Source organism: Methyloterricola oryzae (assembly GCF_000934725.1).
GTDB lineage: Bacteria > Pseudomonadota > Gammaproteobacteria > Methylococcales > Methylococcaceae > Methyloterricola > Methyloterricola oryzae.
Genome location: NZ_JYNS01000001.1, coordinates 790,712 through 804,740, shown reverse-complemented (window position 1 = coordinate 804,740; position 14,029 = coordinate 790,712). Strand labels below are relative to the sequence as shown.

At 63.9% G+C, this 14,029-nt stretch carries 11 protein-coding genes; 7 read left to right on the top strand and 4 right to left on the bottom strand.

Features of this window, described 5'->3' with window-relative positions:
- Positions 1-33: 33 nt before the first annotated feature.
- The 3 genes from EK23_RS03550 (at position 34) to EK23_RS03540 (ending at position 4,200) form a co-directional block, all read left to right on the top strand.
- The gene (locus tag EK23_RS03550; RefSeq protein WP_045223813.1) at positions 34-918 is read left to right on the top strand and encodes a LysR substrate-binding domain-containing protein; all 885 of its coding nucleotides are present in this window, start codon (positions 34-36) and stop codon (positions 916-918) included.
- A 287-nt stretch (positions 919-1,205) separates the two neighbouring features.
- The gene (locus EK23_RS03545) at positions 1,206-2,294 is read left to right on the top strand and encodes a GlxA family transcriptional regulator (protein ID WP_082053892.1); all 1,089 of its coding nucleotides are present in this window, start codon (positions 1,206-1,208) and stop codon (positions 2,292-2,294) included.
- A 55-nt stretch (positions 2,295-2,349) separates the two neighbouring features.
- On the top strand, positions 2,350-4,200 hold the full coding sequence (locus EK23_RS03540; RefSeq protein ID WP_045223812.1) for a hydrogenase maturation protein: 1,851 nt from the start codon (positions 2,350-2,352) through the stop codon (positions 4,198-4,200).
- Between the two features lie 51 nt (positions 4,201-4,251).
- Here the strand turns inward: EK23_RS03540 and EK23_RS03535 are convergent, their stop codons facing one another.
- The 3 genes from EK23_RS03535 to EK23_RS03525 form a co-directional block, all read right to left on the bottom strand.
- Complete coding sequence (locus EK23_RS03535; protein ID WP_045223811.1) at positions 4,252-4,653, bottom strand: hypothetical protein; 402 nt, start codon at positions 4,651-4,653, stop codon at positions 4,252-4,254.
- A 614-nt stretch (positions 4,654-5,267) separates the two neighbouring features.
- A complete protein-coding gene (locus tag EK23_RS03530; RefSeq protein ID WP_235281892.1) occupies positions 5,268-6,662 on the bottom strand; it encodes a ribonuclease J in 1,395 nt (464 codons plus the stop codon).
- The gene (locus tag EK23_RS03525) at positions 6,640-6,858 is read right to left on the bottom strand and encodes a (2Fe-2S)-binding protein (protein ID WP_045223810.1); all 219 of its coding nucleotides are present in this window, start codon (positions 6,856-6,858) and stop codon (positions 6,640-6,642) included. The genes EK23_RS03530 and EK23_RS03525 overlap by 23 nt, the downstream gene beginning before the upstream one ends.
- A gap of 200 nt (positions 6,859-7,058) precedes the next feature.
- Between EK23_RS03525 and EK23_RS03520 the strand changes: the two genes are divergently transcribed.
- The 4 genes from EK23_RS03520 to EK23_RS03505 all read left to right on the top strand — a co-directional run bounded on the left by EK23_RS03520 (position 7,059) and on the right by EK23_RS03505 (position 13,081).
- On the top strand, positions 7,059-8,030 hold the full coding sequence (locus EK23_RS03520) for a ribonuclease T2 family protein (RefSeq protein ID WP_052807886.1): 972 nt from the start codon (positions 7,059-7,061) through the stop codon (positions 8,028-8,030).
- 164 nt (positions 8,031-8,194) lie between these two features.
- A complete protein-coding gene (locus EK23_RS24565) occupies positions 8,195-9,949 on the top strand; it encodes an AAA family ATPase (RefSeq protein WP_045223809.1) in 1,755 nt (584 codons plus the stop codon).
- Positions 9,950-9,964: 15 nt separating this feature from the next.
- Positions 9,965-10,678 (top strand): general secretion pathway protein GspB, encoded by a 714-nt coding sequence (locus EK23_RS03510; RefSeq protein WP_045223808.1) that lies wholly within the window; start codon positions 9,965-9,967, stop codon positions 10,676-10,678.
- A 324-nt stretch (positions 10,679-11,002) separates the two neighbouring features.
- Positions 11,003-13,081, top strand: coding sequence for a hypothetical protein (locus EK23_RS03505; protein ID WP_045223807.1), 2,079 nt, complete (start codon positions 11,003-11,005; stop codon positions 13,079-13,081).
- 232 nt (positions 13,082-13,313) lie between these two features.
- On the opposite strand, the gene EK23_RS03500 is transcribed toward EK23_RS03505, so the two are convergent.
- Positions 13,314-13,850: a hypothetical protein gene (locus EK23_RS03500; protein WP_235281891.1), complete on the bottom strand. Its 537-nt coding sequence runs from the start codon at positions 13,848-13,850 to the stop codon at positions 13,314-13,316.
- Positions 13,851-14,029: the final 179 nt, after the last annotated feature.

The following is a 14,029-nucleotide window of genomic DNA, read 5'->3' as shown; positions in this document are numbered from 1 at the left end:
TAATGGCCTCGCCAACGCCCAGCCTGAGCCGTCATGAATCTTCGGGATATTCGATATCTAGTGACCGTCGCCGACCTGAAGAACTTCAGTCAGGCGGCCGAAGCCTGCTTCGTCAGCCAGCCCACCCTCAGCATGCAGATCAAGAAACTGGAGGAAGAACTGGGCGTCACGCTGTTCGAACGCAGCAACCGCTCGGTGCGCCTGACCGAGCCGGGCGAGCGTATCCTGGAGGCGAGCCGGCGCATCCTGGGCGAGGTGGACCTGATCAAGACCATCGCCGAGAGCTCCCGCGACCCGCTGGCCGGAAGCTTCCGCCTGGGTGCGTTTCCCACCCTGGCCAGCTATGTCTTTCCCTGCCTGGTGCCGGAGATAAGCCGGGCTCTGCCCAAGCTGAAGCTGCTCCTGGTGGAAGAGAAGACCGACGTCCTGGTGGAGCGTCTCAAGGCGGGCCAGTGCGATGCGGCCCTGCTGGCGCTGCCGGTGAACGACCCGGCGCTGGTGGCGATGAAGATCTTCGAGGATCCTTTCCTGCTGGCGCTTCCAGCCACCCATCCGTGGGCAGGCCGCGCGCAGATTGACCCGGCCGAATTGCGCCAGGTGAAGCTGCTGCTATTGGATGAAGGCCATTGCCTGCGGGATCAGGCTCTGGATGTGTGTTACCAGCACGGCGGTCATGAAGAAGCGGATTTTCGTGCCACCAGCCTGGAAACCCTGCGCATGATGGTCAAGGCGGGCAGCGGCCTCACCCTGATGCCCCGAATCGCCGCCCGCTCCGACGATCCGGAGATCCGCTACCTGCCCTTCACCGAACCCGCCCCGCGGCGCATTGTCGGGCTGGTCTGGCGCAAGACCAGCGCCAGGCAGATCCTGACAGACCGGATCCTTGAGTTGGCGCGAGGGGCTTTGCGTCAGCTTTAGACGTTCAGTGCCCTTTGCCGCGATTTCCGAGGCTTTGTCCTGACAGTCCGGAAACGACCCAAAGGTAATGTCCTCATGTGTGTCCGATCGGTTTGGCAGAAAAAGAGGGCAGATTGTCATTGTGCCCGCGCCAACTTGGCGCGAGCATGTCACTCATCCCCATTTTGCACCGATCTGGCGCAGGCAATGCGAGGGGCTTGCCCCCCCGCAGGCTTGGCCAGGCTGGGCGCAGGGCGGAGCCATCAGAAGGTGGCGTGGAGCAACCGATCAGGAGAGGTGGTATTGCCATGGTCCGAAAGCCAGAATCGCACGCGGAGTTGTTTCCCCACCGGGTGAGGAATGTCGCCATCGTCGCCTTCGATGGTGTCGAGATCATCGACCTCACCGGTCCCATGGAGGTGTTCTCCTTCACCAATCTGGGCAGGCAGATGGCGGGGCTGTCTACCGAACCGGTCTACAACATCCGGGTGCTGGCCAAACAGGCGGGCCCTGTCACCGCCTCCTGTGGCCTCAGGATTCACGCCGATGGGGCCTACGGTGAAGTCAACGGCGACATCGACACCCTCATCATGCCGGGCTCTCCCGACGTCAACGCAATCCTGGCCGACCCGGACCTGATGGCCTGGGTGCTCTACATGTCCTCGCGGGTGCGGCGTCTGGTCTCGGTCTGCACCGGCGCCTTCCTCCTGGCCAAGACCGGCTTGCTGGACGGCCGCTGCGCCACCACACATTGGGCTTACTGCGATCGGCTGACCGCCGACTACCCCTTGATCAAGGTCGAGCCCGATCGGATCTTCGTCCGCGACGCGCCCATCTCGACATCGGGCGGCATCACCTCCGGCATCGATCTCGCGTTGTCCCTGGTGGAAGAGGACTGGGGCCAGGAGCAGGCACTGAACGTTGCCCGCTACCTGGTGATGTTCCTCAAACGCCCCGGCGGACAATCCCAGTTCAGCGGCTATCTGGTGAGCGAAGCCACCAAGAACCAGGACCTGCGCAAATTGCAGATTTGGATCATGGAAAACCCCGCCGAGGATCTGCGCATCGAGATCCTGGCCGAGCACATGGCCATGAGCACCCGCAATTTTGCCCGGGTGTTCCAGGAAGAAACCGGGATGACACCGGCCAAGTTCGTGGAGAAGGCGCGGGTCGACGCGGCCCGGCATCTCCTCGGTTCCACCGACCATCGCATCGACAGCATTGCCGTGATGGCTGGTTTCGGAGATCAGGAGCGCATGCGCAGGGCCTTTTTGCGCAATATCGGCATCAATCCACAGGATTACCGCGCGCGCTTTCGCCCCCAAGGCCCAAAGCCTGCTCCATCGCTGACCGAACGCCACTTGGAGGCCCACAAAACCGCACTGAACGCATTTTGAGTACCGATTGCCTCGGCTCGCCGAGCCTTGATCTGATCAACAGGAGGGTTCCACCATGCGCATTCTGCTGCTGTCCAGCGCCTACAACAGCCTGACCCAACACGCCCACGTGGAACTCAAGGCCCTCGGGCATTGGGTCGGCGTCGCCGTCGCCACGACGGGCGACGCGATGCGGGAGGCGGTCAACCAGTTCCGGCCCGAGCTGATTCTCTGCCCGATGCTGGCCCAGGTCATCCCCAGGGACATCTGGGAACAGCACACCTGCCTTATCCTGCACCCCGGCATCGTCGGCGACCGCGGCGGAAACTCCCTGGACTGGTCGATCCTCAACCGCGAGCCGGAATGGGGGGTGACCGTGGTGCAGGCCGCCGAGCATGTGGATTCCGGGCCCATCTGGGCCACCTACGAATTCAAGATGCGCGAGGCCAGCAAGAGCAGTCTGTACCGGGACGAAGTGACGCGGGCTGCGGTACGGGCCATGCTGGTCGCGGTGCGCCGGTTCCAGAGCGGCTTGTTCGTGCCCGCGCCCCTGGACTATTCAAGGCCCGGCGTGCGCGGGCGCTACCGTCCTTTCGTCAAGTTCGAGGCACGGCGGATCGACTGGGAAAGCGATTCCGTGGCGACCATCCTGCGCAAGATCCGCTCCGGCGACGGCGCGCCCGGCGTGCTGGACGAGATCGGCGGCATACCGGTCTATCTGTTCGGTGCCCACGAGGAAGGCACCCTGGTAGGCAAGCCCGGCCAGATCATCGCGAAGCGCCACGGCGCCATCTGCCGGGCAGCGGTGGACGGCGCCGTCTGGATTTCCCACCTGCGCCGCAGGGGGGACGCCGCCGAGCACTTCAAGCTACCGGCCACTATGGTTCTCGGCGATCAGTTGTCCGATGTTCCGGAAGTGCCCCTGCCGGTGCAGGCTCCGGCGCGGGCGGCCAGCTTTCGCGACATTTGGTATGAGGAACACAACGACGTCGGCTACTTGAACTTCCGCTTCTACAACGGCGCCATGGGAACCGATCACTGCCGCCGGCTGGAGCAGGCCATGCTGTACGCGCGGCAGCGGCCCATGCGGGTGATCGTGCTGATGGGCGGGCGGGATTTCTGGTCCAACGGCATCCACCTGAACCTGATCGAGGCGGCGGCGGACCCGGCGCAGGAATCCTGGGAAAACATCAATGCCATGGACGATTTCGTGCGCAGCCTGCTGACCGCCACCGACCAGCTGACCATCGCCGCCCTGTACGGCAGCGCCGGCGCCGGCGGGGTTATGATGGCCACTGCCGCGGACCGCGTGCTGGCCCGCGAGGGCATCGTCCTCAACCCCCATTACAAGGGCATGGGCGGATTGTATGGCTCGGAGTATTGGACCTATACCCTGCCCAAGCGGGTCGGGATCGAGCGCGCCCTGCAACTCACCGAGCAGTGCCTGCCGGTGAGCGTGCACGAGGCCAAAGCCATGGGCCTGATCGACGACGTGGTGATTCAGGACGATCTGGGCAATGGCAGTTTCGGCCGCTTCCGCGAACAGATCATCCGGATCGCCGAGGCCATGGCCAGCCGCCCCGATTTTGAAAAGTTGCTGGCGGACAAACGCGCGGCGCGGGAAGCCGATGAGGCGGTCAAGCCCCTGGAGCAATACCGGATCGAGGAACTGGTGGAGATGAGCCGGAACTTCTGGGGCGAGGACCGCAGCTACCACCTGGCCCGCACCGCCTTTGTGCGCAAACAGCCGCGTCCTGGCCACCTGAAATGCTCGGTCGCCCTGGAGCAGGCCTGCGGCAATGAACACTGCGATGCGGCGCGAGGGGAGGAGGCGAACCGCTGCGCTCTGGCGGCTGCTGGATGGTCGGCGTCGTTGGGGGGCAGGGCGCCCGACGAGCAAAGCGCCAGCGCCGTGCGCGCGGCCTGAACCGGCAAGGGAAGCGGGACGGCGCTCCAGGCGTTGAGGCCACGCCGGTGCTCAGACAGAGTGTGCCGGCGCCTCGTGACAGTTCGTCTCGGTCAGCAGCGCGAGAATTTCCGGGAGGGCGGCCTTGAGCACGCGCCGCAGTTCATCCGGAGGAGTGGATGCGCGGACCAGCAGGTGATGCGGCGCGTCCACCAGGGTGCAAACACCTTGTGCCAGCTCCTGAACCTCCTGCAGATGGGCCTGGATCTGGCGCAGCCGTTCCATCTGTACTTCCAAGGCGGCCGTCGATTGCGCCTGCAGGCGGTTTGAAACTTCGACCAGCTTTCGGCTCTGCACGGAATACACTTCAAGCTGGGCGGTCAGTTGCGCGTTTTCACGCTGCAAGGCCTGTATCACCGCCTTCTGACTGTCTACCAGGGATTGCAGTCGCTCAATTTCGAACGGGTTGTTCATCGATGAAATCTCCGGAAAACCATGCCCGGGCGCAGCCCGACACTGGCGTCCATTCCCTTGCGGCAATGTCAGGGCCGGCTTCGAGATATTCTAAAGCATGGAACATGCCCCCAGCCCGGCGCTTTCAGATACCGTTGACAGGTGCCTTTCTGCCTGTCCGGGTATTCGGGACCGATGGCGCGTTTCGGGGCATGAGCCCCAGTTCAGTGCATGTACTGACAAAGGGTCATTCTACTTCGGACTTGGTGGCGCGCCATCCCCGGAGATTACGGAGTCCGCCAGCACGGCTAGATTTCCGAGGCGGGTCTGATGTCTGGTTCGTACAAATCCACAACTATTCACAGATTCTGTGGATAACTCCGTGCACAAGTCGATTTTGTCCCCAGTTAATCTCAACCGTGTCAGGACCTTGGCTTGGAGTGGAACTATTTTGGTCAGAATAAACCAGCCATTTTTCAATTAGATATAAAATGTGCCACACCACCGTGTAAGGCTTGACTTACAAGGTTTTTTATATTTATTAGCTGTGAATAATTGTCTGATTTTCTACCTGGCAAAGGAGGACCAGGACGTTGCCTCTGCCTCAGAGCCTGGGACCCGAAGGTCCATGCCGTTCAATGGGCCTGCTCCCGCATCCGCTGCAGCAATACCGCATCGACTGGCTGCAGCTTGCCGTCCGGATGGCGGCTGAGGCGTCCCGTCTCCACCTGACCCAGTTTCTCCACTCCCCAACGGCTGAGGCGGCACACATCGCCGTTGCGCGCCAGGAATACCTCGGGCACGTGGCAGGTTCGCGCCAACTCGGCATTGGCGCGCAGGTGCCGGGGCGTGCCGTGTACCGGAATCACGATTGGCGGCCTTACCCAGTTGTACAACTGTTTCAACTCCTCCTGGGCCGGATGTCCGGAGACATGCACCTGGGCGTCTTGATCGGTGACGATGCGAAGGCCGCGTCCCTGCAAATGGCGATGTAACCTCCGAATGGAGCGCTCGTTACCGGGTATCGCCCGCGACGAGAAGACAACCAGATCGTCGGGGTCCAGCAGCAAGTCCCGGTGCAGATCCTGGGCGATGCGCGCGAGAGCCGAGCGGGGTTCGCCCTGACTGCCGGTGCAGGCCGCCAGCACCTCTCCCGTCGGAAGATGGCCCAGATGGCGCGAGTCCACCAGGGGTGGCAGGTCATCCGGCCAGTATCCGGTTGCCCTGGCCGCCGAAACCATGCGTTCCATGGATTCGCCCACCACGCCGAAGCGCCGCTCCAGCGCCTCCGCCACCCGGGCCAGGGTGATCAGGCGGGCGACATTGCTGGCAAAGGCGGTCGCGACGATCCTTCCCTTGGCGGTTCTTCCCATCGCCAGCAGGGGCTCGAACAGATCTGATTCGGAGCCGGTGCGGCCGGGCACCGTGGCGTTGGTGGAATCACAGGCCATCGCCAGCAGCGGCGAGCGGCGCAGCCCATGCAGGCGCTGATAATCATAGCCCCGGCCGACGACGGGCCTATCGTCCAACTTCCAGTCACCGGTGTGCAGCACGTGGCCGACTGGCGTCTGGATCAGAAGGGCATTGGGCTCCGGTATGGAGTGCGTCATGTGGATGAACTCCACGGTGAACGGGCCAAGCGCGCAGCGCCCGCCCAATTCGATTTCCGTCAGCGGCACATCGCTCACGCCGCCCCGGTTCAGCTTGGACCGCACCAGGGCGGCCGTGAACGGGGTGGCGTAGACAGGGCAGCGCAGTCGCTGCCACAGGTAGGGCAGGGCACCGATGTGGTCCTCATGGCCGTGGGTGAGGACGATGCCTTTCAGGCGCTCGCGCCGCGCGGCGATGAAGGCCGGATCGGCCATGAGGATGGGGTGCTGGGGAAAGTCATCCCCACCGAAGGTGATGCCCAGATCCACGGCGATCCATGCCCCGTCATGACCGTAGAGGGTCAGGTTCATGCCGATTTCGCCAGTCCCGCCCAGGGGCAGGAACAGGACCTCGTCTCTACTCGGGGACAGGCTCTGCACGGGACTTATCCAATGCGGCGATCAGGGTCAGCAGGTCACTCTCGCAGCCCCCGCAGCCGGAACAGGCGCCCGATGCCCGGGAAATACCGTCCAGGTCCGCCACGCCTTTTTCCACATAGCGGCGGATCTGCTCCTGCGTCGTGCCGCTGCAACGGCAGATAATATCCTCTCGGGCGGCTATGGGTTCGGAGCTCATGGGAATAGGAATCTTAGGGGCGAATCGGCCTTGGGTTTGCCGTTCCTGCCGCTGCCCTCTATCGGGTCTCGTACTATGCAAGGGGTAAGGCTACCGCGACCGCGCGCGCCTCTCAAGTTTGCAAGTGGTGGGGACAGGGTCGCCTTGGCAGGCCGCCGGGTGTTTAATCGTCCGATATTTCACTCTGGATGCGTGAACCCATGCACTCGATACTGCTGTTGATGCTGGAAGCCTTGCTTCTGTTCTCTTCCTCCGTCCTGGCTTTCGAGCCGCTGCAGGGTCAGTTTCTCGCTCGCGACGCCTGCCCGGCAGTACAGAGCATCAAGAAAGGGAGCAACCCGGGATCAGTGCGGCTTACGGCGGGCCAGCGCTATGCCGTGTCGGGCCGCAATGCGCCAGGCGGCCGCTATCTGCAGGTCCAGCTGAGCGGAGTGCAGCCCGAACTGCGCTGGGTGGACGAGAGCTGCGGCACTCTGGCGGGTGGCGGCCAAGCTGAAGAGGCGGCTCCGTTGGCAGCGCGCTACCTCTTGGCCGCCAGCTGGCAACCAGCCTTTTGCGAGACCCGGCCGAACAAGACTGAGTGCCGCAGTCAGTCCGCCGTCGGTCCGGACGCAACCCATTTCTCCCTGCACGGCCTCTGGCCGCAGCCGGAGAGCAAAGCCTACTGTGGCGTTGCGGGCCGGGATCGCGCGTCCGACAAGCGGGGCGCTTGGGAACTGTTGCCTGATCCGCGTATCGGCGAATCCACTCGCCGGCGGCTGGCCATTGCCATGCCGGGCGTCGCCTCCTACCTGGAGCGCCATGAGTACAGCAAACACGGCAGCTGCTTCCCGGGGAGCGCCGACGAATACTTCCGCACCGCGGTCGGACTGCTGGATCAGATCAACGGCTCGCGCCTGCAGGCCGCGATGGCGGCGTACCTGGGCAGGGAGGTGAGGGCGGACGCGCTGCGCCAGGCTTTCGAACAGAGCTTCGGGCCGGGCACCGGGAAGGCCTTGAGCATCCATTGCGTCGGTGACATCGATACGCGCCGCACCCTGATCAGCGAACTGCGCGTGTCGCTGCAGGGGGCGCTGACCGACACCAGCCGGTTGCGCGACGTGCTGGATCTGTCGGCGGGGGGGCGCGACGACTGCGAGCAGGGCATCGTCGACCGGGCGGGACTGGACTGAATCGGACGCCTCAGGGGAGCACCCCGTGGCTGGCGCCTTCTTAGGTTGGCGGGTGGCACAAGCGGCGCAAGCGGTTAGAATGTCCTATTGCCAGATGCCGCCACGCGGGGCGGCCATTAGGGCAGGACCGCCGCGGCCACGTGTTCCAGGGACCCCCTACGTCCATGTACGAACAGCATTTCAATTTTTCCAGCCCTCCTTTTTCCATCGCGCCCAATCCACGCTTCGTCTACCTGAGCCCGCAGCATCGGGAGGCGCTGGCGCACCTGCTGTTCGGAATCAGCGCCGGCGGCGGCTTCGTGGCGCTCACCGGCGAGGTGGGGACCGGCAAGACCACGCTGTGCCGCTGCCTGCTGGAGCAGCTGCCCGAGGATGTGGACATTGCCTTGATCTTCAATCCCAGGCTGAATGCGAAAGAACTGCTGGCGGCCATCTGCGACGAACTGCGCATCACCCATCCTGCGCACAGGGCGACCATCAAGCAGCTCATCGACCTGCTCAACCACCATCTGCTCGACGCCCACGCCCGCGGCCGGCGCACCGTGGTGCTCATCGACGAGGCGCAGAACCTGAGCTACGACGTGCTGGAGCAGGTGAGACTGCTGACCAACCTGGAAACCAACGAAACCAAGCTGCTGCAGATCATTCTGGTGGGGCAGCCGGAACTGAAGGCCTTGCTCGGACGGCCCCAGTTGCGGCAGCTGTCTCAGCGCATCACCGCCCGCTATCACCTCAAGCCTTTATCGCTTGGGGATACCGATGCCTACATTCAGCACCGCCTGGCCGTCAGTGGCGTGCACCTGCGTCTGTTCACGCCCTCCGCCGTCAAACAGATCTACCGCCGCACCGGGGGTATCCCGCGGCTCATCAACCTGATCTGTGACCGCGCCCTGCTGGGGGCTTACGCCCTGGGTCAGTTCGAGGTGACGCCGGCCATTGTGCGCAAGGCCGCGGGCGAGGTGCTGCCCGAGCAATCCGGACAGCCGGGCCGCGTCTACACGCTGGCGGCGGTGGCCGCGGTGCTCGCCATGCTGGCGGTAGCGCAGCATCAGGGCTATCTTCCGCTCGACGAACTGCTGGCGCCGGATATACCGAGCAAGCCAAAGGTGGCCAGCGCGATTCGCTACGCGCCAGCACCGACGCCAGTCATCGTGGCCGTTGCGCCATCGCCGGATCCAACGGTTGTTCCTAGCGCGAGTCCTGAAGGCGTGCCGACATCTTCGCCCAATGACGTGTCCCCGCCCAGTCCGACAGCGTCAGCGCGCCCTGTGGAGGCCTCCCCACCGCCCACCGCTGTTCCTGCTCCGCCCCCGGACCGGCCTTTGGCCGAGGTGCTGAACAGCCTGCCGGAACAGCGTGACCAGGCCATGCCCCGTTTGCTTGCCCTCTGGGGGACGCAGGCGCCGGCGGGCGGCACGGATGCCTGCACCTATGCGCGCTTGCAGGGGCTGCGTTGCCTGGAAATGACTACGGCCTGGCCGCAACTCGTGGCACTCAACCGACCGGCCCTGCTGGAATTGCAGCCGACCGAAGGCGCTCGCCGCTTCGGCTTGCTGGTGGCGGCGCAGACCGGTCCCGTTCTGGAAGTCGAGGGCCGAGAGGTACGCCCGACCGTTGAGGAACTGGAGCGGTACTGGCACGGCGCGGCGCTGATCCTATGGAAGCCGCCCTTTGGCAAGTCCAGTGCGCGCGTGGGCGACAAGGGCGAGACGGTGCGCTGGATTCGCGATGTGCTGAAAATGCCGGCAGCAGCGGGGGCGGCGTTGGTGTTCGATGAAAAGCTCAAGTCGCGGGTCGCCGTGTTCCAGAAGGAACAGGGCCTGCTGCAGGACGGGCAGGTGGGCCCGCTCACCATGATCAACTTGGAAGAACTCGACGCCAGTCTGACAGGTCCCAGGCTCGGGGCCCGCAAAGACTGATCCCGGAGGATCACCATGTCGTATATCCTGGAGGCACTGAAAAAATCGGAGCGGGAGCGTCGGCTGGGGCAGGTGCCCTCTCTGCCGACCCTGGAACTGGATGCGCCGCCGAAGCGGACGCGCCGGGCCATCTGGGCTGCCGCCCTGCTCCTGTTGCTGACCGTCAACGCGGGTGTGCTCGTCTATCTTTGGCTGCAGGGGCGTCATGCCGATCCATCCGCAGCCGCGCTGGCCGCGAAACCAACACCCGCGCCCCAAGCGATGCAGGCGACCCCGCCGCCGCAGATCGCGGAGAAGCTGATGGAGTTGGAGAAGCGGTTGGCCGAGTTGAATCAGGCCACGCCCGCCCCAACGGCGCCACCGCAGGTGGCCGCGACCCTTCCGCCCCAAGCGGTCAAGGCGGCACGCACTCCGGCGCCCAAGGCCAGGCGCGAGCAGGCTGCCACGTTCGACGAGGAGTCTACGGAGGCCGCATCCCGCCCGGCGCCGCGGCGGAGGATGACCGAACCCGACGACCTGCCTGCCGAGGAGCAACTGCCTAAGGCGATACGGGCCTTGAAGATCAACGTCCTCGCCTATTCCGACAATCCCGCCGAGCGTTTCGCCGTCATCAACATGTCCCGGCGCGTACCCGGCGACCACCTTCCCGGCGGCGTCGTGCTGGTGGACATCCTGCCCAACGGCCTCAGCCTGGAACTGGACGGGGCGCGCTACCGCATCGATCATTGAAAGCCGTGCCCGGAACGGGCTGTCAGGCGCACGGCTGGACCGGAAGGAGAGCCGGCCTGCAAGGCGCTGCCGCCCGAAGGGTGGCGGACGTGAGGTGCCGTGTGAAACCGGATTTCCGCTCGGCTGGATAGTTGCCGGCGCGAAAGCAAAACCGCGAAACGGACAAAGTCAAGCCGTGTCGGCACCAACATTCCGGACACTTGTTCGCTGACGGACCCTTAGGTTTGCGCACATCGTATGTGCACCAAGACTCACCCGTCCGCTGCCTTTGAGCTGTCGGGGAGCCCTGGTTACCGTCAACCTTGTTTCGTCGGGGGTACCAACATGAATTCCTTAATTGCACTGGGAATTCGCGGCCTGGCCGCGCTCTCCCTCGTTTTGTCGACGCTTTCCTTTCAAGCATCCGCCCTGCCACGAGGCGATGTGGTGGTGCCGGCCAAGCCGGGAACCGGCCGGATCTGTCTGGATTGCGATCCGACCAACGATCCGCCTCTCCCGCCGCCTCCGCCGCCACCCCCACCGCGGCCGAGTTTTGCCACCTTGATGAGCCATTACACGCCGTTCGACATCAACGCCGATGGCACTGCGGAGATCAACTCCCTCAAAGCACTGTTCCCCAATCCGGAACCCTACTACGGCACGCCCAACGGGGTGGTGATCGTGCTGGTGGATCCCCGTCTGGTGACCGACGACCCGGCCATCCAGATGTCGCGTTTCGAGATGTCTCTGTGGCTCGCACACCTGGGCAACGACATCGCGTCCGACGGCTTCTTTCCCTATTTTGTCGAGGCCAGCGTTTATGATGGTCCGGCGCACCAGGACGGGCGCACCTTGCTGGCCCTGCGGCGCTTCCTGCAGGAGGTGCGGAGCCACTATCCCCTGGCCGGGGTGTTGCTGGTGGGCTCCTTTCCCGATGCCAGCATCGTGCGCAGCGTCTTCGTCAAGGAGAACGCCTATGCCGACAATCCCATCAGCCTGACTAGCGGCGCCCAGCCCGTCACGGGCTACTCGGGGCACTTCCTGGGACTGGGCGCCGAGTTCATCACGCCGCGGGCGGAGGTGGTGCTGGGCGACATGGATGGCAACTGGGAAAACCTCTACAGGCCAACGCTCAGCGTCACCAGCTACAAGGCGCTGCCACTGGAGCCCACGGAGCAATACCCGCAGAACGGGCAGTACATCTATACGCCGCACTATCAAGCGACGGACAACACATACCAGGACGTGTTCTATATCCAGGACCATTCCGTCATCGCCAATGCGCTGCCCAACCGCTGGCTGATCCTGAACATCACCAGCCTTGAAGAACCCAGCCCGGAAGTCAGCGCTGCGGACCGGCTCAGGCCCAACCGCATTGCCCGACCCGAGATCGTGGTGAGCCGCATCGACCCGCGCCGCGTCGCAGTGATGCCCACCGCCCCAACCGATCTGGACGGCAAGACCTCGCCCCTGGATGCCAATGGCCGGCCGCAGGAATTGCGCTACAACTACCCGGCCAGGGTGATCTGGCGACGCGACGGAAACTTAGAGCGCAAGCTGGTGGCGGACTACATTGCCCGCAGCCATCGCTTCCGTCTGGGCTACGACAGCGGGCTGCCGTTCCGCACTTCGGCGATACGCGCCCTCAACAGCGGACTGCGGTCGCCCACCTCGTTCAACAACCTGCTGCGCCAGACTTCGGACGGCTTCCAGGCGTCCACCGAGGTGGACAACGCCATGCTGATCGACTACGTCAACTGGCTCAAGGAACCGGCGGTGCTACGCGGGATATCCGCCCATTCCGACGGCGTGAACTCTCAGTTCGGGCTCACGCCGCTTTCCTATTACCTGGCATTGGCGACGGGCGGGTACGACGCCACCGGCACCCATGTCTGGCGCTGGGTCAGTGAGCGCCGGGGTCCGGACTGGGTGCTGACGCCCTCCTTCGAAGGGCTCACCGTGGATGCCAATTTCCACATCTACCGCACCATGTGGGAAACCGGCGTGTTGCAGTCCTCGGGACAGTCCTTCTTCGTCCACGAGGGCTGCGAGGTGATGCGCCCCAAAAATGCGGAGCGAGTACCGTACAACGACCCGACCTACGGGCAGGCCGACTACTACGGCGGGGTGGCCAACGGCGAGAGCCTGATGTTCTATGCCAACGGCCTCGGCCTGCTGGCGCGCAACAAGGTCTTCAACGACGTCCCCGACGGTTTTTACAAGGAGGTCAAGAGCAGCGGGCGCTTCGGCTTCGGGTGGCGGTCCTACTTCTTCGCCGAGGCGGACAAGGCCGGCCTGAACGAGCGGACCGCCGATCCCATCGCGGTCAATCCGGGCAGCGACCGCCGCTGGCGCAGCCTGCAGCGCAAGCGCAGCTACTTCTGGAGCACCATCGGAGACCCCACGCTGAAGCTGCGCTACTGAGCGCATGGTACCGGTCGGGCGGACTTCGGGTCATAGATCAGAACGGTTATGGAATCATCCTGAAGCCGCCCGAGGGCTTCGTAAATGACCTGCAGCGGCATAGGGAGTGCCGACGATAAAAGGCGCATCGCTCGAGACAACCACCGCATGATGCGCTTCACTTCGTGAAGCACATCCTATGCGGGCTGAGGGGCCAAGCGGCTTGCCGGTGGCGGTCCACTCGAGCGAAGGGTTAGGCGTCACCGAGGAGCGCGACGTCGGCAACGTCTTTCTCTCGAGCACTGCCACGCTTCAGCTTCAGAAGTAGGTCGCGTGAGGCGAAGCGCACTCGGTTTTGCCAGACGAGTGCCTCCTGTGAATTCGCCCACTCCGCCTCAAAGTCAATGTCTGGCCGAGTTATGAGATCAGCGTAGTGAAGGGTTGACTTCATGGGCAAGTGCTGCGGGCGCTCCGACGGCGCAGCAATCGCTTCCTGCGGAAACGCTGGGGTGATTTCCATATTTGCGAACGCACGAAAGAGGCGAGTGGCATTCTCGGGTGATTGCTCCAAGAGAAGATCTAGGTCATCGGCCTCACGTTCGGCCGCGTAGAACTTCACTGCGAGGCCCCCGACCACAAGAAATCGGACGCTCTCAGCCAGGAGCGCTTGCAGGAGGTGGTCGTTTCCTCCGAAGGTGAACAGTTGCTGCACGTGACGCCTAACCAGTAATTGAGAATATCTGTTCATCCTGCCGAATCGGATGATACGCAGGGAAATACGTTGATCCAATCCAACACCTATCAGGTTCGATCATGAGGCGACGATTGCCCTATCGAGTAGGGCCATAGGATGTGCCGACGTTAGGAGCGCATCGTTCGAGACACCCCGCATAGGATGTGCTTCACTTCGTGAAGCACATCCTATGCGGGCAACAGGCGGAAGCACCAGCCTTCAATTGACAGCCGCTC

What these genes read in the sequence shown, in the direction of transcription:
- EK23_RS24565 (WP_045223809.1), top strand. Translation starts at nt 8,195, where the DNA reads ATGTACGAACAGCATTTCAATTTTTCCAGCCCTCCTTTTTCCATCGCG.
- EK23_RS03505 (WP_045223807.1), top strand. Translation starts at nt 11,003, where the DNA reads ATGAATTCCTTAATTGCACTGGGAATTCGCGGCCTGGCCGCGCTCTCC.
- EK23_RS03520 (WP_052807886.1), top strand. Translation starts at nt 7,059, where the DNA reads ATGCACTCGATACTGCTGTTGATGCTGGAAGCCTTGCTTCTGTTCTCT.
- EK23_RS03535 (WP_045223811.1), bottom strand. Translation starts at nt 4,653, where the DNA reads ATGAACAACCCGTTCGAAATTGAGCGACTGCAATCCCTGGTAGACAGT.
- EK23_RS03540 (WP_045223812.1), top strand. Translation starts at nt 2,350, where the DNA reads ATGCGCATTCTGCTGCTGTCCAGCGCCTACAACAGCCTGACCCAACAC.
- EK23_RS03525 (WP_045223810.1), bottom strand. Translation starts at nt 6,858, where the DNA reads ATGAGCTCCGAACCCATAGCCGCCCGAGAGGATATTATCTGCCGTTGC.
- EK23_RS03545 (WP_082053892.1), top strand. Translation starts at nt 1,206, where the DNA reads ATGGTCCGAAAGCCAGAATCGCACGCGGAGTTGTTTCCCCACCGGGTG.
- EK23_RS03510 (WP_045223808.1), top strand. Translation starts at nt 9,965, where the DNA reads ATGTCGTATATCCTGGAGGCACTGAAAAAATCGGAGCGGGAGCGTCGG.
- EK23_RS03550 (WP_045223813.1), top strand. Translation starts at nt 34, where the DNA reads ATGAATCTTCGGGATATTCGATATCTAGTGACCGTCGCCGACCTGAAG.